Source organism: Streptomyces asoensis, from assembly GCF_013085465.1.
GTDB classification, from domain to species: domain Bacteria; phylum Actinomycetota; class Actinomycetes; order Streptomycetales; family Streptomycetaceae; genus Streptomyces; species Streptomyces cacaoi_A.
Genome location: NZ_CP049838.1, coordinates 8356850 through 8377010, shown reverse-complemented (window position 1 = coordinate 8377010; position 20161 = coordinate 8356850). Strand labels below are relative to the sequence as shown.

20 protein-coding genes are annotated in these 20161 nt (G+C 71.0%); 10 read left to right on the top strand and 10 right to left on the bottom strand.

Going from position 1 to position 20161, the window contains the following annotated elements:
• Positions 1 to 23: 23 nt before the first annotated feature.
• From G9272_RS37390 to G9272_RS37360, 7 genes are all read left to right on the top strand, one after another.
• A complete protein-coding gene (locus G9272_RS37390) occupies positions 24 to 1025 on the top strand; it encodes a GDP-mannose 4,6-dehydratase (RefSeq protein WP_171400645.1) in 1002 nt (333 codons plus the stop codon).
• Positions 1026 to 1073: 48 nt separating this feature from the next.
• Complete coding sequence (locus tag G9272_RS37385) at positions 1074 to 1787, top strand: nucleotidyltransferase family protein (protein ID WP_171400644.1); 714 nt, start codon at positions 1074 to 1076, stop codon at positions 1785 to 1787.
• A 7-nt stretch (positions 1788 to 1794) separates the two neighbouring features.
• Entirely contained in the window at positions 1795 to 2697 is a 903-nt protein-coding gene (locus G9272_RS37380; RefSeq protein ID WP_171400643.1) for an NAD-dependent epimerase/dehydratase family protein, read from the top strand.
• Positions 2694 to 3356 (top strand): spherulation-specific family 4 protein, encoded by a 663-nt coding sequence (locus tag G9272_RS37375; RefSeq protein WP_171400642.1) that lies wholly within the window; start codon positions 2694 to 2696, stop codon positions 3354 to 3356. Before G9272_RS37380 ends, G9272_RS37375 begins: the two co-directional genes overlap by 4 nt.
• A 34-nt stretch (positions 3357 to 3390) precedes the next feature.
• Positions 3391 to 4194: an endo alpha-1,4 polygalactosaminidase gene (locus G9272_RS37370; RefSeq protein ID WP_171400641.1), complete on the top strand. Its 804-nt coding sequence runs from the start codon at positions 3391 to 3393 to the stop codon at positions 4192 to 4194.
• Positions 4176 to 4535, top strand: a complete 360-nt coding sequence (locus G9272_RS37365) for a hypothetical protein (protein WP_171400640.1) — start codon at positions 4176 to 4178, stop codon at positions 4533 to 4535. The genes G9272_RS37370 and G9272_RS37365 overlap by 19 nt, the downstream gene beginning before the upstream one ends.
• Positions 4536 to 4844: 309 nt before the next feature.
• Positions 4845 to 6302 (top strand): MFS transporter, encoded by a 1458-nt coding sequence (locus G9272_RS37360; protein WP_171400639.1) that lies wholly within the window; start codon positions 4845 to 4847, stop codon positions 6300 to 6302.
• A gap of 593 nt (positions 6303 to 6895) precedes the next feature.
• Here the strand turns inward: G9272_RS37360 and G9272_RS37355 are convergent.
• The 6 genes from G9272_RS37355 to G9272_RS37330 form a co-directional block, all read right to left on the bottom strand.
• A complete protein-coding gene (locus tag G9272_RS37355; RefSeq protein WP_171400638.1) occupies positions 6896 to 7843 on the bottom strand; it encodes an SDR family NAD(P)-dependent oxidoreductase in 948 nt (315 codons plus the stop codon).
• A 145-nt stretch (positions 7844 to 7988) separates the two neighbouring features.
• Positions 7989 to 9227 (bottom strand): cytochrome P450, encoded by a 1239-nt coding sequence (locus G9272_RS37350; protein WP_171400637.1) that lies wholly within the window; start codon positions 9225 to 9227, stop codon positions 7989 to 7991.
• 48 nt (positions 9228 to 9275) lie between these two features.
• Positions 9276 to 9470: a ferredoxin gene (locus G9272_RS37345; protein ID WP_020129392.1), complete on the bottom strand. Its 195-nt coding sequence runs from the start codon at positions 9468 to 9470 to the stop codon at positions 9276 to 9278.
• Between the two features lie 19 nt (positions 9471 to 9489).
• Positions 9490 to 10695: an NAD(P)/FAD-dependent oxidoreductase gene (locus G9272_RS37340; protein ID WP_171400636.1), complete on the bottom strand. Its 1206-nt coding sequence runs from the start codon at positions 10693 to 10695 to the stop codon at positions 9490 to 9492.
• Between the two features lie 55 nt (positions 10696 to 10750).
• The gene (locus tag G9272_RS37335; protein ID WP_171400635.1) at positions 10751 to 11491 is read right to left on the bottom strand and encodes an SDR family NAD(P)-dependent oxidoreductase; all 741 of its coding nucleotides are present in this window, start codon (positions 11489 to 11491) and stop codon (positions 10751 to 10753) included.
• Positions 11492 to 11564: 73 nt separating this feature from the next.
• Positions 11565 to 11957 (bottom strand): carboxymuconolactone decarboxylase family protein, encoded by a 393-nt coding sequence (locus G9272_RS37330; protein WP_020129389.1) that lies wholly within the window; start codon positions 11955 to 11957, stop codon positions 11565 to 11567.
• 178 nt (positions 11958 to 12135) lie between these two features.
• On the opposite strand from G9272_RS37330, the gene G9272_RS37325 reads away from it, so the two are divergent.
• The gene (locus tag G9272_RS37325; protein WP_171400634.1) at positions 12136 to 13779 is read left to right on the top strand and encodes a flavin-containing monooxygenase; all 1644 of its coding nucleotides are present in this window, start codon (positions 12136 to 12138) and stop codon (positions 13777 to 13779) included.
• Between the two features lie 64 nt (positions 13780 to 13843).
• Here G9272_RS37325 and G9272_RS37320 read toward each other — a convergent pair whose 3' ends face one another.
• Positions 13844 to 14251, bottom strand: coding sequence for a nuclear transport factor 2 family protein (locus G9272_RS37320; RefSeq protein ID WP_171400633.1), 408 nt, complete (start codon positions 14249 to 14251; stop codon positions 13844 to 13846).
• 53 nt (positions 14252 to 14304) lie between these two features.
• The gene (locus G9272_RS37315; protein ID WP_171400632.1) at positions 14305 to 14703 is read right to left on the bottom strand and encodes a YybH family protein; all 399 of its coding nucleotides are present in this window, start codon (positions 14701 to 14703) and stop codon (positions 14305 to 14307) included.
• A 164-nt stretch (positions 14704 to 14867) separates the two neighbouring features.
• Here G9272_RS37315 and G9272_RS37310 point away from each other — a divergent pair, with 164 nt between their 5' ends.
• Positions 14868 to 15914: a cyclase family protein gene (locus G9272_RS37310; RefSeq protein ID WP_171400631.1), complete on the top strand. Its 1047-nt coding sequence runs from the start codon at positions 14868 to 14870 to the stop codon at positions 15912 to 15914.
• Between the two features lie 135 nt (positions 15915 to 16049).
• On the opposite strand, the gene G9272_RS37305 is transcribed toward G9272_RS37310, so the two are convergent.
• A complete protein-coding gene (locus G9272_RS37305; protein WP_171400630.1) occupies positions 16050 to 18047 on the bottom strand; it encodes an alpha-ketoacid dehydrogenase subunit alpha/beta in 1998 nt (665 codons plus the stop codon).
• A 210-nt stretch (positions 18048 to 18257) separates the two neighbouring features.
• Between G9272_RS37305 and G9272_RS37300 the strand changes: the two genes are divergently transcribed.
• On the top strand, positions 18258 to 18965 hold the full coding sequence (locus tag G9272_RS37300) for a TetR/AcrR family transcriptional regulator (protein WP_171400629.1): 708 nt from the start codon (positions 18258 to 18260) through the stop codon (positions 18963 to 18965).
• Between the two features lie 40 nt (positions 18966 to 19005).
• Here the strand turns inward: G9272_RS37300 and G9272_RS37295 are convergent, their stop codons facing one another.
• Positions 19006 to 20160: an acyl-CoA dehydrogenase family protein gene (locus G9272_RS37295; RefSeq protein ID WP_171400628.1), complete on the bottom strand. Its 1155-nt coding sequence runs from the start codon at positions 20158 to 20160 to the stop codon at positions 19006 to 19008.
• Position 20161: the final 1 nt, after the last annotated feature.

Here is a 20161-nt window from a genome sequence, read left to right as displayed (position 1 = left end):
AACTGACCGGAAGGACACCCGAGTTGACCTCCGTACCGCTCGCCGCCGTCACCGGAGCCGAGGGTTTCATCGGCTCGCACCTCACCGAGGCGCTGGTCGCCTCCGGACACCGGGTGCGGGCCATGGCCCAGTACAACTCCTTCTCCTCGTACGGCTGGCTGGAGACCCTGCACCCGGACGTCCTCGACCAGGTGGAGATCGTCCTGGGCGACGTCCGTGACCCGGGCTCCGTACGCGGCCTGCTCGAAGGGGCCGACGTCGCCTACCACCTGGCCGCGCTGATCGCGATCCCGTACTCCTACCAGGCTCCCCACAGCTACGTGGACACCAATGTCACCGGCACCCTCAACGTGCTGGAGGCGGTGCGCGCGCTGGGCACGCCCCGGCTGGTGCACACCTCCACCAGCGAGACGTACGGCACCGCGCAGACCGTGCCGATCACCGAGGACCATCCCATCAACACCCAGTCCCCGTACGCCGCTTCGAAGGCGGGCGGGGACCGGCTGGCCGACAGCTACCACGCCAGCTTCGACACCCCGGTGGTGACGCTGCGGCCGTTCAACACCTTCGGGCCGCGGCAGTCGATGCGCGCGGTCATCCCGACCGTCATCGGCCAGGTGGCGGCCGGGGAACGGACGATCACCCTCGGAGACCTGCGTCCCACCCGGGACTTCACCTTCGTCAAGGACACCGCGCAGGCGTTCCTCTCGGTGGGCTCCGCGCCCGCCGGACAGGTGGTGGGCCGCACCTTCAACGCCGGGACCGGCGGGGAGATCTCGGTCGGTGACCTGGTCGCGCTGATCGGCAAGGTGATGGACACCTCGCTCGACGTCCGCGAGGACCCGGCCCGGGTGCGGCCCGCGAACTCCGAGGTGATGCGGCTGGTCGCGGACGCGAGCCGACTCGCCGCCGCCACCGGCTGGCAGCCCGCGCACACCCTGGAGGAAGGGCTCGCGGACACCGTGGACTTCTTCCGCGACCCGGCCAACCTGGCCCGCTACAAGACCGGCATCTACAACATCTGACTCCCGTCCGGCACGTCTGCGCACGCTCATCCACGAAGGAGGAACTCCATGCACGTAGTGATCCTGGCGGGAGGCAAGGGCGTTCGGCTGCGGCCCTACACCACCGCGCTGCCCAAGCCGCTCGTACCCATCGGCGACCAGCACGCCATCCTGGAGATCGTGCTGCGCCAGCTCGCCACGGCCGGCTTCACCAGCTGCACCATCGCCATCGGACACCTCGGCGAGATCATCCGCGCCTATGTCGGCGACGGCTCCCAGTGGGGCATGTCGATCGACTACGCCACAGAGGAGAGCCCGCTGGGCACCATGGGCCCGCTGCTCAACCTGCGCGAGCGGCTCCCCGAGACGTTCCTGGTGATGAACGGCGACATCCTCACCGACCTCGACTACGCCGATGTCCTGAGCACCCACCGGAACTCGGGCGCGCCGCTGACCATCGCGACGTACTGCCGCAAGGTGCACATCGACTTCGGGGTGCTGACCACCGACGACAGCAGAGTCGTCGCCTTCACCGAGAAGCCGAGCATGGACTACCGCGTCTCCATGGGCGTCTACGGTCTGTCCCGCAGCACGCTCGACGGCTACACGCCCGGACTGCCCCTGGGCTTCGACGAGTTGGTGCTCGACCTGCTGAAGGCCGACAACCAGCCGCACGCCTACGAGTTCGACGGATACTGGCTGGACATCGGCCGACCCGACGACTACGACCGGGCCAACGCCGAGTTCACCACCCGCAAGTCCCATCTGCTCAAGGGAGCCTGAGCACCGCATGCGCATTCTCGTCCTGGGCCACACCGGCTATCTGGGCGGCCATGTCGCCGAGCGGCTGCGCGCCCTGCCGGGCGCGCTGGTCCTCGGCGGCGGCCGGTCCCCCGCCGCCGAGTACGGCGTCGATCTCGCCTCGGCCCGCCCGGAGGAGCTGGCCAAGACCCTGGCCGCGGCCGCGCCCGACGCGGTGGTCAACTGCGCGGGGGCGACCGGCGGCGACGCCGTCACCCTCGCCGAGGTCAACGCCCGCGGGCCCGCGGTGCTGTGCGCGGCGCTGCGGGAGGCGGCGCCCGCGGCACGGCTGGTGCATCTGGGCTCGGCCGCCGAGTACGGGCCGGGCGTGCCCCACACCTCGGTGACGGAGTCGGCGGCCACCTGTCCGGTCGGCCCCTACGGCGCGACCAAGCTGGCCGGCACCGTCGCGGTGACCTCCTCCGGCCTGGACGCGGTGGTGCTGCGGGTGGGCAACCCGGTGGGGCCCGGTGCGCCGGCCGCCGGGCTGCCCGGCCGGCTCGCCGGACTGCTGCGCGACGCCGGGCCCGACGGCCCCGATGCGGTGCTGCGGCTCGGCGACCTGTCCGCGTACCGGGACTTCGTGGACGCCCGCGACGTGGCCCGGGCCGTGGCGTACGCGGTCACCGCGCCCGGCCCGCTGCCACCGGTGCTGAACATCGGCGGGGGCCGGGCGGTGCCGGTGCGCGAACTGGTGCACGGCCTCGCGGCGAAGGCCGGCTTCCGGGGGCGGATCGAGGAGAACGCGGCGGGCGGCCGCTCGGTGCGCTCGGCGGACGTGTCCTGGCAGTGCTCCGACATCGGCGCCGCCGAACAGGCCCTGGGCTGGCGCCCCACGCACACCCTCGACGACGCGCTGGCCGCGCTGTGGGAAGGCGACCGCGCGCCGTGAGCCTGCTGATTCCCCTGTACGTCCATCCGGCCGAGGACCCGGGCGCCTGGCACCGGCTGATCACGTCCGCCGCGCGCACGTACGGGGTGGTCCTCAACCCCGCGAACGGTCCGGGCGAGGGCCCCGACCCCGCGTTCAGCGCGGCGGCCGACGCGTTGCGGGCGGCCGGCGCTCGGCTGCTCGGCTACGTCGACACCGACTACGGGGTCCGCGACCGCGCCGCGATCGCCGACGACCTCCGCCGGCACCAGGAGTGGTACGCGGCCGACGGCTGCTTCCTCGACCGGGTGACGGCGACCCCGGACGGGCTTCCCGCCTGCCGCCGCCTGGTCCGCGGCCTGCGCCGGCTGGGCGCCCGCACCGTCGTGCTGAACCCCGGCGTGCATCCGGCGCCCGGCTACGTCCGCCTCGCCGATCTGACGGTCACCTTCGAGGGCCACTGGTCGACGTATGTGTCCGCGTTCAGCAGACCCGCGTGGGCGGCACGGCAGCCGCCCGAGCGGCTGTGCCATCTCGTCTACGGGGTGCCCGAGGCGCTCGTACCGCTCGCCGTACGCACCGCGGGAGAGCGGGGCGCGGCGGTCTGCGGTCCGGTGACGGGCGAACTGCCCAATCCCTGGGCCGCGTTGACCCCTGCCCTGACCGGAGCGGAGTCATGAGCGCAGTCATGAGCGCAGTCATGAGGTACACGGCATGAGGTACACGGTACGAGCGATCCTGGCGGTGTCCGTGCTGGCGCTCGCGGGCTGTTCCGGAACGGGCGGCGCCGACGACGGGGACCACGCCCCGAGGCACGCTTCCTGGTGGCAGCCCCGCCCGGGACTGGCCTGGCAGTGGCAGCTCGACAGCGAGGTCGACCCGTCGGTGGACGTGCCCGTCTACGACATCGACGGCTTCGAGAACTCCGCCGCGGACGTGGCCCGGCTGCACCGCGACGGCCGCAAGGTCATCTGCTACGTCAACGTGGGCGCCTGGGAGAACTTCCGGCCCGACCGGAAAGCCTTCCCGAGCTCGGTGCTCGGCGAGGAGAACGGGTGGGAGGGCGAGCGCTGGCTGGACATCCGGCAGATCGACGTACTGCGGCCGATCATGGAACGGCGCTTCGACATGTGCCGTGACAAGGGCTTCGACGCGGTGGAGCCCGACCTGGTGGAGGGCTACGGCAACGACACCGGTTTCCCGCTCACCGCGCGCGACCAGCTCCGCTACAACCGCGTGATCGCGGACATCGCACACGAACGGGGCCTTGCGGTGGGTCTCAAGAACGACCTGCCGCAGATCCCCCAGCTCCTGTCCGACTTCGACTTCGCGGTCAACGAGGAGTGCGCCGAGTTCGACGAGTGCGCCCTGCTCTCGCCGTTCATCGCGGCGGGCAAGGCGGTCTTCCATGTGGAGTACGCCGAGCCGACGAGCAGCTTCTGCGCCGAGACCCGTCGGCTGAAGCTGTCGTCGATGCAGAAGAAGCTGGAGCTGGGGGTGTGGCGCAGGCCCTGCTGACGCGAACGGCCGGTCGGTTCGGCGCGCCGTGCCGTGTCGCCGGGCGCCGCCACGTCCGCCGCCGACGGCGCGAAACGGCCCGCGCGCTCGTGTCCAGCCCGTTGCCCCTGCCGACCACCACCCGGCCGGTGCTGCCGGTCCTCGTCGTGGGCGCGGGTGCCTCGTTCGCCACGCGGTGGTGTCTGGTTCTGGGGAAGGGCAACTGGCAGAACGCCCAACTCGCCTGTCTGCCCGGCGCCGAGGGCACACCCGACGCGGTGCTCGCCCGGTTCGCCGGCTGCGTCAACGACCTCCGGCTGGCCCAGTCGGGCGGTCCCCTGACGGGGCCACCCGGGCGTTGAGCACCGGCCAGGCGCGCCGGTTCAGCCGGCAGTCCCACTGAGCGGGACGGAAACCGTTCGCATTCCGCGACACACCCCACCGCCCGCGAGGCGAAAAGCGCTGGTCACCGCGGCCGCAATAGCCGCCGCGCAGACCCGTCGGCTTCGGACGGATCCGGTTTCTGCGCGTTTCATTGATTGTACCGACCGTTGGGTCTATCTTTCCGGCAGCCGCACCGAAGCTCCATGTACCGCGCGCTCGTCCCCACTTCCCGGCCCGCAGCCACTCGGGCCGCTCCCTGGTTCTCCGCTCACCCATGGAAGGCCCCGATGTCGCAGACACCAACCGTCGCTCCGCCGGCCCAGGAGAGATCCACCTCCACCCCGCGCAACGTCCTCATGGTCATCGCGCTCGTGTGGACCGTCCAACTGGTCGCGCTCATGGCCGCGTTGTCCGGCATCGCGCAGGCCGAAGTCGCGATCCACTTCAGGACCACCGAGATCGCCTGGTTCACCCTGATGACCCTGCTGACCGGGACCTTCTTCCTGCCCTTCGCGGTCAAGGCCGCGGCCCTCTTCGGCAAGAAGCGCGTCCTGCTCGCCGCCACCGGACTCGGCTTCGTGGGCGACCTGATCGCCGCCGTCGCCACCGACTACCGCACGCTGCTGATCGGACGCGGCATCGCGGGCGTCTACGCGGCCACCGCCCCGCTCGCCTACGCGATCACCCGCGACGTGTTCCCCCGCCGCTGGGTCGGGCTCGCCAGCGGGATCCTCGCCGGCGGCGTCGGCCTCGTCGCCTTCGGCGGGCCGTTCCTGTCCGGCTGGCTCCTGGACGACTACGGCTTCCGCGGCGTGCTGTGGTTCATGGCCATCAGCACCGCGGTGAGTTTCGTCCTGGTGGCCGCCTTCGTGCCCGAGAGCCCGATTCGCGCGGCGGGCGGCCGGATGGACTGGATCGGCGGACTCCTGCTCGGCGGCGGCATCACCGCGATCGTCTATGCCGTCGGCCAGGGATCGCACTGGGGTTGGGACAGCGGCAAGTTCGCCGCCTACATCGCCGGGGCGCTGATCGCGCTGGTCGCCTTCGTACTCGTCGAACGCCGGGTCGCCGAACCGCTGTTCCCGCCGGCCATGACACGGCGGCGTCCGGTGTGGACCGTCCTGCTGGCCACGTCCATCGCGGCCGGCTCACTCAGCGCCGTCGGCGTGGTGATCCAGATGCTGATCCTGATGCCGCGCATCCCCACGGTCTCCGAGGGCCTGGGCTGGTCCGGCACCCACAACGCCATCGTCACCAGCCCGATCAGCGCAATGATCATTGTGGCGGCCGTCGGCACCGGTTGGCTCGCCCGCCGGGTGGACGCACGCATCCTGCTGGGCACCGGATCCGCGCTCACGGTCCTCGGCTACGGCATCGGCACCCAACTGCACCACAACGCCGCCCAGATCGTGGAAATGGGCCTGATCGCCGGGTTCGGCACGGGCATGGTCATGGCCATCGTGCCCATCATGATCATCGAGGTGGTCACGCCCGAGGAGCAGGCGCTGGCCAACGGCGCGCAGACCCTCGGCCAGGGCGTCGCTCAGATCATCGTCTCGCAGCTGGCCTTCGTCGTGATGGCCCAGCACGGCGCGATACTCAAGGGCACCCAGTTCTACCTCGACGCCGGGTTCACGAACGGCCTCTGGCTGGTGGTCGGTTGCTGTGCCCTGGGCGCGCTGCTCGTCCTTCTCATCCCCCGGAGCAAGCGCCTCGACGAGGCCGAGGTCGGTCAGGCGGCCTGACCGCGCCGCCTCGGCGTACCCCGCGTGGGACCGGCTCCGCTCGCTTCCCTCCCCCGGCCGTTTTTCGGCCGGGCAGGACGGCACGACGGAGCCGGTCCCACGCGGCTTGCCCGCCCCTCACCGTCCCCGGCGCCGTCCCGCTTGCCGCGCCATCCCGTACGGCGGCTGCCCACGGGCCGTCATGCACGAGCCCACCGGGCCTTCACAGACGTCGTACGCGGTTGTCCGCACACCGCAGACCCCTAGCGGCATACCGCATGCCCCAGACCTCATATCGCATACGACATACCGCAGACCGCAGACCGCAGACCGCAGACCGCAGACCGCAGACCGCAGACCGCAGACCGCAGACCGCAGACCGCAGACCGCAGACCGCAGACGGCAGACGGCAGACGGCAGACGGCAGACGGCAGACGGCAGACGGCAGACGGCAGACGGCAGACGGCAGACGGCAGACGGCAGACGATCCCGCGGCTGCTGCCGGCGCGCACGGCGAAACGCCGCGAGGGCCGGGCATTTCGCCCGGCCCTCGGCCACCGTCCTCCGCAGCGCACCCTCGGCCACCGCCGTGCGGCCGTGCGGCCGCCGTCCGCCTACGCGTTCGCGTTCGCCGAATCTGCGATCGGTGTGAACTGGTGCTTCAGGAACGCGCCCGACCACGCCATCAGGTCCGACGGCACGTAGTAGCCCTTCTCGTCGTTGATGGCGTCCCAGTTCCCCGCCACGTCCTCGACGGTGACGGAACCGCCCTCGTGGACATAGCCCTCGGTCGAGGCGATGAACAGGCGCGCGAAGCGGCCGGCGCCGGCGGTGTAGATCTCCCCGTTGACCGGGCAGCTCTCGTGCGCGAGATACGCCACCATCGGCGCCACCGCGTCCGACGGCATGTACGGCATGCCGGGGGCCGTCTCGGCGGGCTCCTCCTCGGGGCCGCCGCCCATCCGGGTCATCGCCGCGGGCGCGATCAGGTTGACCTTGATCCCGTGGGGCTCGCCGGACAGTTTCGCGCTGCGGGCCAGCCCGACCGTGCCCGCCTTCGCCGCCGCGTACGACAGGTTGTTGTCGAGCCCGAACAGGCCGCTGGACGTGGTCAGCACGACGCGGCCGTACTGCTGCTCGACGAAGTGCGGCCAGGCGGCGCGCAGGGTGTTGAACGAGCCGACGAGGTGGACGGCGAGGTGACGCTCCAGGTTCTCCGCGTCGACCTCCGGGAGGCCGGCCCACCGGATGATCCCCGCGTTGTTGACGAGAACGTCGATGCGGCCGAAGTGCTCGATCGCGGAGTCGATGACGGCCTGTCCGCCCGCCTGCGTGGAGATGTCGTTGGTGTCGGCGACGGCCTCGCCGCCGGCCGCGACGATCTCCTCGACGACCTTCTGCGCCGGGCCGGTGTCCGAGCCGTCGCCCTCCATGGTTCCGCCCAGGTCGTTGACGACGACCTTCGCCCCGCGCTCCGCCAGCAGGCGGGCGTGGGCCCGGCCGATCCCCCGGCCGGCGCCGGTGACGACCGCGACGCGTCCTTCGAAGCTGAACTCGCTCATGCCTGACTCCTGTTGTACTGCGGTGTGCGGATGCGGATGCGGATGCGGTGGGGAATGCGGTTGCGGATGCGGTGGCCGGTCCCGCCCGGGTGGGTGGGACCGGCCGGTCGGTGCCGAGGCGTCCGGGTGGTGCGGCGATGCCGGACTACCAGGTCACCGGCAGCTCCTTGATGCCGAAGGCGAGCGCGTCGGCCCGGCGGAACTCGAGTTCGTCGCGGTCGACCGCGAGACGGAGGGTCGGGATGCGCCGGTAGAGCGTCCCGTAGACGACCTGGAGTTCGATCCGGGCGAGCTGCTGGCCCAGGCACTGGTGGATGCCCCAGCCGAAGGCGTGGTGGTGGTTCGCCTTGCGGGTGAGGTCGAGCTTCTCGGGCTCGGGGAACGCCTCCGGGTCCCAGTTGCCGGCGGGCAGCGGGACGACGATGCCGTCGCCGGCCTTGATCTGCGCGCCCTCGAACTCGAAGTCCTCGGTGGCGATGCGCCGCTGCCCGAACATCGCGACGGTCAGGTAGCGCAGGATCTCGTCCACCGCGTTCGCGGCGTCCCGGGTGTCCTCGATCCCGCGCAGCCGCGCGATCTCGTCGGGGTTCTCCAGCAGCAGGGCGGTGCCCAGCGTGATCATGGTCGCGCTGGTCTCGTGACCGGCGATCAGCAGGATCATCGAGAGCAGGGTGGCCTCGGGAAGGGTGAGGTCGCCCTCCTTGATCCGCGCGGCGAAGTCGGAGAGCACGTCGTCCGCGGGCTCCTCCATCTTCTTCTGGAGCAGTGCGGCCAGGTAGCCGCCCAGCGCCTCGCTCGCCCGGCGGTCGTCCTCGGCCGTCTTGTCGCTCCGGGTGGCGAAGGAGGCGTGCTCCTGGAAGAAGTCGTGGTCCTCGTACGGCACCCCGAGCAGCGCGCAGATCATCAGCGAGGGCAGCGGCAGCGACAGCGCCGTCACCAGGTTCACCGGCTTCGGGCCCGCCAGCATCTTGTCGATGAGCTCGTCGGTGAACCTCTGGATGTCCGGCCGCAGCGCCTCCATCCGGGGGCGGGTGAACGGGCGGGTCATCATGCGGCGGATCCGCGTGTGGTCGGCGCCGTCCGCGTTGAAGATCGTGAGCGGGTGATGATGGGCGGTCTCCGCCATGGCCCGGTTGGGATACGGGAATCCCGGCCGCTTGTCGTCCGAGCTGACCCGGGGGTCGGACAGGATGGCGCGCTGCGCGGCGTGGCCCGTGACGAGCCAGGGGGTGCTGCCGTCCCAGATCCGGCCCCGGGTGACCGGACCCCTGTCGTTCAGGGCGCGCAGCCCGGGCGGCGGGGCGAAGGGGCACTTGGCGTCCCGCTCGTCCTGGTAGAAGTAGAGGGACTCGTCGGGGAGGTCCCGGGTGTCTGCCTCGGCCATGGATGTTCCTCCGGTGGGGGATGGGGGGGAAGGGGCGAAGTTCGGGGCCTACTCCTCGAGGCGGATCGCGAGCGCCGGGCACACCGCGGCGGCGTTGCGGACGTCCTCGGCCAGTTCGGCCGGCGGGTTCTCGTCCAGCAGGACGACGATGCCGTCGTCCTCGCGCTGGTCGAACACGTCCATGGCGGCGGCCACGCACTGTCCGGCGGCGACGCACTTCTCCTCGTCGACGACAACCTTCATGGGAATCTCTCCTGATCGTTCAGTGGGTCGGGGCGGGAGCGTCGAGACCGTCGACGATCTCCTGACGGCGCATGCGGGCCTGCTTGGGCATGTTCCAGCCGAGCACCCCGGTGACCCGGCCCTTGCTGCGGTACCGGGCGACGAAGCGACGGGCCGTCAGATCCCCCTCGACGACGTCCACTTCGGCGTCGGGGGGCAGGAATCCGTGCACCTGGAGCTTGGCGTCGTACTGGTCGGTCCAGAAGTACGGCACCGGTGCGTACGGCCGGTCCGCGCCGAGGATCTCCCCGGCGACCGCCATGGCCTGTTCCGTGGCGTTGGTCCGGTTCTCCAGGCGGACGAGCCGGCCGAGGCCCTCGTGGTACCAGCGGGCCACGTCGCCGACGGCGTAGATCCCCTCCTCCGCCCGGCAGTGGGAGTCGCACACCACCCCGTTGTCGATCTCCAGCCCGCTGTCGGCGAGCCACTCGGTCGCCGGGGTCGCGCCGATCGCCACGACCACCGCGTCGGCCGGGAGCACCTCGCCGGTGGCGAGCCGGACGCCGGTGACCCGGCCGCCCCCGGCGGTGAGTCCGACGACGCCGTTGCCCAGCCGGAGCTCGACGCCGCGCTCGGTGTGCAGGTCGGCCAGTACGCCCGACACCAGCGGCCCCACCTGGAGCGCCATCGGCGCCGACAGCGGGCCGGTGAGCGTGACGTCCAGGCCCAGGGTCCGTGCGGTGGCCGCGATCTCGGAGCCGAGCACTCCCTCGCCGACGACCACGAGCCGGGTGCCGGCCGACAGACCGGCGCGCAGGGCCAGCGCGTCGTCGAGGGTGCGCAGTACGTGGACGCCGGCGAGGTCTTCCGATCCGGGCAGGCGCCGGGCCCGGACCCCCGTGGCGATGACGATCGCGTCGGCCCGCAACTCCCGCCCGGACTCCGTACGGACACCGCGCGAAGCCCGGTCCAGTGCGACCGCCTGGTCGCCCAGGACGAACTCGGCGTCGAGCGCCGACAGCACCTCCTGGGTGCGCAGTGCGGCCCGCTCCGGCTCCCATGCGCCGGAGAGCACCTGCTTGGACAGCGGCGGCCGGTCGTACGGGGCGTGCGGCTCGTCGCCGAGCACGGTGATGCGGCCCTCGTAGCCCTTGCGGCGCAGGGTCTCCACGGTGGTCAGTCCGGACGCGGAGGCGCCCACTACCAGGACGCGGGCCGGGGCCCCGGCGTCGTCGTCGATGCTCATTCTCGGCTCCAGTACGGCGTTGGTGCGGTGTTCCGGGTGCAGACGGTCGGCTTGGTCAGGTGAGGTAGCGCCCGCCGTTGACGCTGAAGGTCTGGCCGGTCACATAGCCCGCCTCCGGCGAGGCGAGGTAGGCCACCGCGTGTGCGACGTCCTCGGGCGTACCGGCCCGCTTCATCGGCATGGTGGCCGCGACCGCGTCCACGTCGACGGGGCCCTGGCGCACCAGCGGGGTGTCGATGAACCCCGGCGGGACGTGGTTGACGGTGATTCCCTTGTCGATGTACTCGACCGCCAGCGCCCTGGTGAGGCCGATGACGCCGCCCTTGGAGGCCGCGTAGTGCGCCATGGCGGGCGCGCCGGTCTGGGCGGAGGACGAGGAGATGTTGACGATCCGGCCCCAGCCCGCCTCGAGCATGTCGGGCACCAGCTCCTGGGTGACCAGGAACGGTCCCTTGAGGTTGATCCCGATCAGACGGTCCCAGGACGCCTCGCTGATCTGGGTGAAGGGCTCGTAGGCGGTCGTCCCCGCGTTGTTGACGAGGATCGTGACCGGCCCCAGCTCGTCGCGGGTGCGCGCCGCGGAGCGGGCCACGGCCGCGGCGTCGGCGGCGTCACCGCCCACCGCGAGGGCCGTGCCGCCGGCCGCCTGGATCTCCGCGACGGTCTTCTCGGCGCCCTCGGTGTTGAGGTCCCAGACCGCCACGGCGGCGCCCTTGGCCGCGAGCACGGTCGCGATCCCGCGTCCGATTCCCCGCGCGCCGCCGGTGACGACCGCGACCTTTCCCTGAAGTGACATGTGTGCTCCTCGTGTGCTCGGTGTGGGCCCCTGCTCGCTGACACCCGGGCGGGGGGACACCCGGGCGGGGCCGTCAGCCCTCCAGCGCCTCGCGGGCTGCGGTGCGGGCGGCGACCGCCCGCGGGAACCCGGTGTAGCCGCTGGAGTGGTAGACGACCTCGGCGATCTCGTCCTGGGTCAGGCCGTTCGTCAGCGCGATCCGGACGTGGGTCTTCAGCTCGGTCTCGGCGCCGAGGGCGATGAGGATCCCGAGCGTGACCAGGCTGCGGTCGCGCGGGGCGAGCCCCTCGCGCCCCCACAGCGCTCCCCAGACGCTGGTGAGACCGATGTCGACGAGTTCCTCCCCGAAGCGGCCGTCCCGCAGGTCGACGTCGTCCTCGGGGAAGACGCCCGGCAGGGCGGCCCGCATGGCCTTCCAGCCCGCGGCCCGCAGATCGGTGGTTTCCTCGACGCTGTTGTCACTCATGACTGGCTCCCGTCGCGCGGCTTCGCGTCCCTGAGCGAAAGTTAGACCAGACGGTCGGTACAATCAATGTCCCAGCCGAGATTCGCATCCATTGAACGAATCCAACCCCTCCTCTACTCTCACCTCAATATTCGATCGACCGGTCGACATAACAATCAAGGCTCACGCGGGAGAGCACATGAGCGAAACCACGAAGACGGGCCCGGCGGACCAGGGCATCGTGGACGTACTGGTCATCGGCGCCGGCGTCACCGGCATCGGCCAGCTGTACCGGGCCCGGGAGTCCGGCTTCTCGACGAAGCTGCTCGAGGCGGGCAGCGGCGTGGGCGGCACCTGGTTCTGGAACCGCTACCCCGAGGCGCGCTTCGACTCCGAGAGCTACACCTACGGCTACCTGTTCTCCAAGGAGCTGTGGGAGGAGTGGGAGTGGTCGGAGCACTTCGCCGGCCAGCCGGAGATCGAGCGCTACTTCAACCACGTGGTCGACCGGTTCGACCTGCGCCGCCACATGGTGTTCGGCGCGAAGGTGACCGAGGCGGTCTGGGACGAGGCGACCGGCACCTGGGCCGTGCGCACCGAGGACGGCACCGAACACCGGGCGCGGCACGTCGTGGCGGCGACCGGCATCCTCTCCGTGCCCTTCGTCCCCGGCATCCCGGGCCGCGAGGACTTCCGCGGCGAGCAGCACCACACCGGCCGCTGGCCCGCGACCCCCGTGGACTTCGCCGGCAAACGGGTGGCCCAGATCGGCACCGGCTCCAGCGGCGTCCAGATCGTGCCCGCGATCGCCGACGAGGTCGCGCGGCTGACGGTGTACCAGAAGGTGGCCGACTGGCTGACCCCGCTCAACAACCGGCCGATCACGTCCGAGGAACAGGCCGGGCTCAAGGGCGACTACGAGTCCATCCGGGACACCCTCAACGCCTCGCCGAGCGGCTTCCTGCACCAGATCACCATGCGTTCGGGCCTGGAGGACTCCCCGGAGCAGCGCCAGGAGTTCTACGAGACGCGGTGGAACGGCCCCGGCTTCACGAAGCTCTCCGAGCACTACTACGACATGACCACGAACGCCACGGTCAACGAGGAGTGGTGCGAGTTCATCGCCGCCAAGATCCGCTCCATCGTCAAGGACCCGGAGACGGCCGAGAAGCTGATCCCCAAGGGGCACGGCTACGGCGGCCGGCGGCCCCCGTTCGGCACCGGCTACTACGAGGCGTACAACAAGCCGGCCGTCGAGCTCGTCGACATCAACGAGACGCCGATCGTCCGCATCACCGAGACCGGGATCGAGACCTCCGAGGGCCACCAGGAGTTCGACATCATCATCTGGGCGACCGGCTACGACTTCGGCACCGGCGCCCTCAACCGCCTCGGCGTGCGCGGCCGCGGAGGCCTCCCCCTGGAGGAGTACTGGGCGGACGGTCCGTCGACCTACCTCGGGGTCACGACCGCCGGCTTCCCCAACTTCTGGTTCCCCGGCGGACCGCACGGCGCCCTCGGCAACAACCCGCGCTACTCCGGCGACCAGGTGGACTACGTCATGGACCTGCTCGTCCACGCGCGCGAGCACGGTCACGACGTCGTCGAGGTCACGGCCGACGCCGAGCAGGAGTGGACGGACCTCGTCAACGACAGCTCGGGACAGTCGTCCTTCCTCAAGAGCAGCTACTTCTACGGCGCCAACATCCCCGGCAAGCCGGTCAAGCAGCTGCTGAACCCGACCGGGCGCTGGAAGCTCCAGGAGCTGATCCGCGAGTCGGTGGAGAACGACTTCCCGGCCTTCGCCTTCACCAAGGCCCAGGCCCCGGACCCGGCGGTCTGAGCAGGCGGAACGCCCGTGCCACCTGGTCCACAGGCGGCACGGGCGTCCGGGTCCCGGCGGTCCGCTAGGGGCGGAAGGTGGTGACCCGCCGGCTGAACTTCCACACGCCGTCGTGCCGGCGAAGTGTGTCGTCGTAGCGGCCGACCAGTTGCACCGCCCAGCCCGACTCGCCGCGCTGGAAGAACGCCAGGTCGCTGACCGCCGTGGCCTCGTCCTCGGTGTACGAGGTGAGCACCGTGTTGGCCACCAGGTGCAGTTGCGGCTCGGCCGGCGCGAAGCCCGCGAAGCCCTCCCTGATCGCGTCCTGGCCCTCGAAGGTGGCCATGCCGGCTATCTCGGCGACGCCGTCCGGCACGAAGAGCTCGGCGAGGTCGTCGGTGCGGCCGGCGTCCAGCGCCTGCGCGTAGGCGGCGATGGCGGAGTGCACACCGGCGGCGACCGACGCCTCGGTGTCGGCAGAAGTCGTACTCATGTCTCTCCAGGGTCGAAGGGGTGGGGCGGTCGGACGGTCGGACGGGGACGGCGTCAGACCTGGTACGTGGTCCTCCTGCGCCGCAGCAGCCAGGTGCCGTCGACGCGGCGCAGCGTGTCGTCGTAGTGCCCGACGACCTGCACCGCCCAGCCCGACTCGCCGCGCTGGAGGAAGGCCACGTCGCTCGTCGCCGTCGCCTCGTCGGGTCCCAGGGCGGTGACGACCGTGTTGGTCACCAGGTGCAGTTGCGGCTGGGTGGGCTCCCATCCCTTGAAGGCCGCGCGCAGCGCGTCGTGCCCCTGGAGGGGATCCGTCCCCGGCAGCTCCAGGACCGCGTCGGGTGTGTACAGCGCGACGATGTCGTCGGTACGGCCGGCGTCCTGGGCCTGTGTGTGCGCCCCGATCACGGCACGCACACCCGCCGCGACCCACGCCTGTGTGGATTCGCTCATTGCCCCTCCAAGGGATAGATGTTTCGACCAGTCAGTCTATTACTGAAGCAGAGGCAATCTGAAGCCTGGATTCAAAGCAATCAGACTTGTTGACCGAACGGTACAATCTTCATAGCATGCGGATGGCAGTCAACGGGGACCTGTCGCCTGAGGAGGCGTTTATCGTGACGAAGCGTTGGAAGCAGCGGCCGCCCGGTTCGACATGGGGCGAGTTCGGTGAGGACGACGAACTGGGGCGCATCAACCTGATGACGCGGGAGAAGGTCCTCCAGGGGGTGCGCGAGGTGGAGCACGGGATCGCCTTCAGCCTGAGCCTGCCTCTGGACTATCCGGGCGGAACGGCGCTGAACCAGCGCCGCTACCCGCCGATCCTGCGCCCCACCGAGGACCTCCAGCACCAGCAGGACGTCTTCTACAACATCAAGGCGAGCGAGCACTTCTCGCCGGACCTGATCGACGTGTGGTCCGACGACGTGGTGACCCTCTGGCTCCAGTACTCGACGCAGTGGGACGCCCTCGCCCACCAGGGCGCCGAGTTCGACGCCGACGGCGACGGGATCGCCGAGCCGGTCTACTACAACGGCTTCCGGGCCGACACCGACATCGTCGGACCGCGTGAGGACGCCAAGGGCGACGGGAGCGGCAGCATCGGCTTCGCGCGCCACCTGGGCCTGGAGCACATGGCACAGCACGGCGTACAGGGCCGGGGCGTCCTGATCGACCTCGCCCACCACCTGGGCACCGGCCACCAGCCGGTCAACCTCGCCAAGCTCCGGGAGATCATGGCGGCGGACGACGTCGTGGTGGAAGCCGGCGACATCCTCCTGCTGCACACCGGCTTCGCCACCCAGTTGCTGGCCTGGGAGAAGAACCCCGACCCGGTGGCCATCCACCAGACCGCCGCCTACCTCGACGCGGACGACCCGGCGCTGCTCGACTGGATCGCCGAGTCGCAGATCGCGGGCCTGGTGGCCGACAACTACGCGGTCGAGGGCGTGGGCGTCACCCAGGCCCAGGGCCCGCACACGCTGCTGCCCATCCACCATCTGTGCCTGTTCAAGCTCGGCGTCCCGCTGGGCGAACTGTGGTACCTGCACGACCTCGCGGCCTGGCTGCGCGAGCACGGCCGCAGCCGCTTCCTCCTCACCGCTCCCCCGCTCAACCTGCCCGGCACCCAGGGCAGCCCGCTCACCCCGGTCGCGACCGTCTGACACACGGGCGGGACCGGATCCGCCGTCGGCCCACGCCCTGGCCCTGCCGGCACAGCCGGGCCGACGGCGGTCCGCACAAGGGGGAGGCCCCGGGACGAACGTCCCGGGGCCTCCCCCTTGTCGTCGCTTCCTCGCTCACACCGCCGCGATACGCCGCAGCGTGTCGGCGATGGTGTCCGACGAGGGCAGCCACTGCCGTTCCAGCGAGGGCGCGTAGGGCGCGGGCATCGGGGGCGGTGCCACCCGGGTGACGGGCGCGTCCAGGTGCCAGAACCCCTCGTCGACGGCCAGTGCCGCGAGTTCGGCGCCCACGCCGAAGTCCCGCACCGCCTCGTGCGCGATGACCAGCCGGTTGGTCTTGGCGAGGGAGGCGAGCACCGTCTCCCGGTCCAGCGGGGCGATCGTGCGCAGGTCGATCACCTCCACGCTCACGCCCTCGGCGGCCAGCGACTCCGCGGCGGCCAGGGCGTCCTGGACCATCCGCGACCAGGAGACGAGCGTGATGTCGGTGCCTTCGCGGACCACCTTCGCCCTGCCCAGCGGGACCATGTGGTCGACCGGCGGCTTCGGGCCCTTGAAGCCGTACTGGAGCCGGTTCTCGACGAAGACGACCGGGTTGGGGTCCTGGATTGCGGCGCGCAGCAGGCCGTAGGTGTCGGCCGGGTTGGACGGCATCACCACCGTCAGCCCCGGGATGTGGGCCAGCAGCGCTTCCAGGCTCTGCGAGTGCTGGCTGCCGGAAGAGCGCCCGGCGCCGAACTGGGTGCGCACCACGAGGGGCATGGCGGCCCGGCCGCCGGTCATGAAGCGCAGCTTGGCGGCCTGGTTGAGCAGCATGTCGAGGCAGACGCCGATGAAGTCCATGTACATGATCTCGACGACCGGTTTCATGCCGGCCATGGCCGCCCCCACCGCCGTGCCGAGGATGGCGCTCTCGCTGATGGGCGTGTCACGGACCCGGCCCGGGAACGCCTCGGCCAGGCCCCGGGTCAGCCCGAAGACGTTCCCGCCCGCGCCGACGTCGATACCGGCGACGAACACGGCGGGATCGGCCGCGAGTTCGTGTTCCAGGGCGAGCCGTACGGCGTCCATCGAGCGGAAGATCTCACCGGCGGCAGGGGCGGGCTCGGGCAGGGCGGGCCGCGGGGCCGAGACGTAGTCGTACAGGGTCTCGGGGGCCGGTTCGGGCAGGCCCCTGGCCCACTCGACCGCCGCCTCGATCTCCTTGTCGATCTCCTCGTCGACCGCGTCGGCCGCCGCGGCCGGCACTCCCGCCGACGCCAGGTGCCGGCGCGCCACCAGCAGCGGGTCGCGTTCCTTGGCGGCGGCGACCTCCTGCGCGCTGCGGTAGCGCTCGGGGTCGCCCTCGTAGTGGCCGTGCCAGCGGTAGGTCTCGGCCTCCACCAGGACCGGACCGCCGCCGCCCCGCAGCCGCTCCACCACGTCGGTCATCATCCCGGCCACCGCGAGGACGTCGTTGCCGTCGACGTGCGCGTACCCGATGCCGTACCCCGCGGCCCGGGCGGAGAGCGGGGCCCGGTGCTGCTCGGCGGCGGGTGAGAACTCGGAGTAGTGGTTGTTCTCGCAGAGGAAGACGACCGGCAGGTCCCATACGGCGGCCAGGTTGACCGCCTCGTGGAACATGCCCTGCGCGACCGCGCCGTCCCCGAAGAACGCCACCACCACGTCGCCCGCGGCGCGCAGTTTGGCCGCGGTCGCCACGCCCGTGGCGATCGGGAGTCCGGCGCCGACGATCCCGTTGGCGCCGTAGATGCCGAGACCGGGGTCCGCGATGTGCATCGAGCCGCCGCGGCCGTGGCACGTGCCCGCCTCCTTGCCCATCAGCTCGGCCATCATGGACGCCGAGTCCAGCCCCTTGGCCAGGACATGGCCGTGACCGCGGTGGGTGGAGGTGATCCCGTCGCGGGGGCCGAGCGGCCAGCAGGCGCCCACGGCACTGGCCTCCTGACCGATCGACAGGTGCAGGAAGCCGGGGATCTCCGTCGCCTTGTACAGCTCGGACGCCCGCTCCTCGAAACGCCGGATACGGCGCATCCGGCGATACATCTCCAGGAGCTGATCCGCGTGCGCGGACCCTCCTCCGGTCTGCTGGGGTGACTCGGTCGTCGTCATGCGCGTCCTCGCAATGCTCGCCCGGGCGGCACAAAGCCGCACCGTCTGAGTCCTACTTTTAATGTACCGTCTGGTCTAGCAAACTTCTTCGAGCACAACAGAAACGATGTCCCCGGGCCCGCTTCCCCCCGGACGCGCCCACGGCCGTCCGGATGCGGACCCGGGACATGTCGTACCGACACGTCGGCACATCAGGCGGGGAGTGGAGCAATGCCCAGACCACCGGGCCACGGACCGGGTTTCGAGGTCAGACGCCAGAAGATCATCGACACGGCCGCCGAGCTGTTCGCCCGCCAGGGCTACGCGGCGACCTCCGTCAACGACCTGGGCCGGGCGGTCGGGCTCGCCAAGGGAGCGCTGTACTACTACATCGACTCCAAGGAGAACCTGCTGATCGAGATCCAGTCCCGGGTGATGGCCCCGCTGCTCTCCCGGGCCCGGGAGATCGCGGCACTCGACGCGGATCCGCTGGTGCGGCTGCGGCTGCTCTCGGAGTCGCTGCTGACGATCATCTTCCGCAGGCTCGACCACATCTGGGTCTACGAGCACGACTACCGCAGCCTCACCGGCGACTACCTCCAGACCCTGCTCGGCCAGCGCGCCGAGTTCGAGCGACTGGTCCGGGGACTGCTCACCAAGGCCATGGAGCGGGGCAGCTTCCGCGCGGTCGACCCGCACGTGGCCACCCTCCAGTTCCTCAACCTGCACAACCACACCTACCAGTGGGTGAAGCCGGACGGCCACTGGGACGCCGCGTATCTGTCCCGCGCGTACTGCGACACCCTGCTGCGCGGGTTCGGCGCGCCCGGTGCCGCCCTGCCGGACGTGGAGGAGGCGGCGGAGGCGTTCAAGCGCGACCGCCCCGACCTCCCCCTCGACCCGGAAGCCGAGTGGCGGTCCGCCTCGGTGGCGAGCTGATCACGGGGCCCGCGGCACCCGCCGCGGGCCCCTTCGCCGCTCACACCTGCTTCACCAGCGCCCTGGCGATGACATCGCGCTGGATCTCGTTCGTGCCCTCGCCGATCTCGAGGATCTTGGCGTCGGCGTAGAACCGCGAGATCTCCGACTCCCGCACATAGCCGTAACCGCCGTGGATCTGCACCGCCTGGGAGGCGGCCCGGTTGGCGACCTCGGAGGCGTACAGCTTCGCCATCGCGGCCTCCGTGCCGTACGGGCGCCCCTGGTCGGCGAGCCAGGCGGCGCGGTAGACCATCCACCGGGCGGCCTCGAACTCCGTGCCGATGTCGGCGATCTTGTGGGCGACGGCCTGGAACGCCGACAGCGGACGGCCGAACTGGTGCCGTTCCGTGGCGTGTTTGACGGCGAGCGCGAGGGCCGCCTTGGCCAACGACAGCCCCAGTGCGGCGACGCTGATCCGGCCCTTGTCCAGCACGGAGAGGAACTGGCGCAGCCCGCCCCCCTCCTCGCCGATGAGATGGCCGTCGGGGACGAAGCAGTCCGCGAAGACCAGTTCACGGGTGTCCATGGCGTGCCAGCCGAGCTTTCTCAGCTTGGCCCCGCACGTGTAACCGGGGGTGCCGGTCGGCACGTAGAAGGTGGCGAAGCGTTTCCGCCCGTTCTCGTCACGGCCGGTGGTGGCCAGCAGGGTGACGCCCTGGCTGATGTCGGTGCCGGCGTTGGTGATGAACATCTTGGTGCCGTCGATCACCCAACCGCCGTCCGCCCGGCGGGCGGTGGTGGTGATGCCGGCCGCGTCGGATCCGGCGCCGGGCTCGGTCAGCCCGAACGCGCCGAGGGCCTCGCCCCGGGCCAGCGGGGCCAGCCAGCGGTGCTTCTGCTCCTCGGTGCCGTAGGCCAGCAGCGGAAGGGTGGCGATGGTGGAGTGCGCGTTCCAGGAGGAGGCCACCGACTGGTCGGCGGCGCCGAGTTCCTCCATGACGGCGACATAGGAGACCATGTCGGAACCCGCGCCTCCGTACTCCTCGGGGACGAGCATGCCCATCAGGCCGAGTTCGCCGAGCTTGGTGAAGACAGGGGTGGGGAACTCCTCGTTCTCCGACCACTCGGCCGCGTTCGGGGAGATCTCCTTGGCCGCGAACTCGCGGACCATGTCCTTCAGGTCCCGGGTCTCCTCCGGCAGGTCGAAATCCATG

Bases quoted from the DNA above. Each gene is read 5' to 3' on its own strand.
- G9272_RS37305 (WP_171400630.1), bottom strand. From the start codon at position 18,047: ATGACGACGACCGAGTCACCCCAGCAGACCGGAGGAGGGTCCGCGCAC.
- G9272_RS37385 (WP_171400644.1), top strand. From the start codon at position 1,074: ATGCACGTAGTGATCCTGGCGGGAGGCAAGGGCGTTCGGCTGCGGCCC.
- G9272_RS37360 (WP_171400639.1), top strand. From the start codon at position 4,845: ATGTCGCAGACACCAACCGTCGCTCCGCCGGCCCAGGAGAGATCCACC.
- G9272_RS37315 (WP_171400632.1), bottom strand. From the start codon at position 14,703: ATGAGCGAATCCACACAGGCGTGGGTCGCGGCGGGTGTGCGTGCCGTG.
- G9272_RS37345 (WP_020129392.1), bottom strand. From the start codon at position 9,470: ATGAAGGTTGTCGTCGACGAGGAGAAGTGCGTCGCCGCCGGACAGTGC.
- G9272_RS37335 (WP_171400635.1), bottom strand. From the start codon at position 11,491: ATGTCACTTCAGGGAAAGGTCGCGGTCGTCACCGGCGGCGCGCGGGGA.
- G9272_RS37295 (WP_171400628.1), bottom strand. From the start codon at position 20,160: ATGGATTTCGACCTGCCGGAGGAGACCCGGGACCTGAAGGACATGGTC.
- G9272_RS37350 (WP_171400637.1), bottom strand. From the start codon at position 9,227: ATGGCCGAGGCAGACACCCGGGACCTCCCCGACGAGTCCCTCTACTTC.
- G9272_RS37325 (WP_171400634.1), top strand. From the start codon at position 12,136: ATGAGCGAAACCACGAAGACGGGCCCGGCGGACCAGGGCATCGTGGAC.
- G9272_RS37340 (WP_171400636.1), bottom strand. From the start codon at position 10,695: ATGAGCATCGACGACGACGCCGGGGCCCCGGCCCGCGTCCTGGTAGTG.
- G9272_RS37370 (WP_171400641.1), top strand. From the start codon at position 3,391: ATGAGGTACACGGTACGAGCGATCCTGGCGGTGTCCGTGCTGGCGCTC.
- G9272_RS37355 (WP_171400638.1), bottom strand. From the start codon at position 7,843: ATGAGCGAGTTCAGCTTCGAAGGACGCGTCGCGGTCGTCACCGGCGCC.
- G9272_RS37380 (WP_171400643.1), top strand. From the start codon at position 1,795: ATGCGCATTCTCGTCCTGGGCCACACCGGCTATCTGGGCGGCCATGTC.
- G9272_RS37300 (WP_171400629.1), top strand. From the start codon at position 18,258: ATGCCCAGACCACCGGGCCACGGACCGGGTTTCGAGGTCAGACGCCAG.
- G9272_RS37320 (WP_171400633.1), bottom strand. From the start codon at position 14,251: ATGAGTACGACTTCTGCCGACACCGAGGCGTCGGTCGCCGCCGGTGTG.
- G9272_RS37330 (WP_020129389.1), bottom strand. From the start codon at position 11,957: ATGAGTGACAACAGCGTCGAGGAAACCACCGATCTGCGGGCCGCGGGC.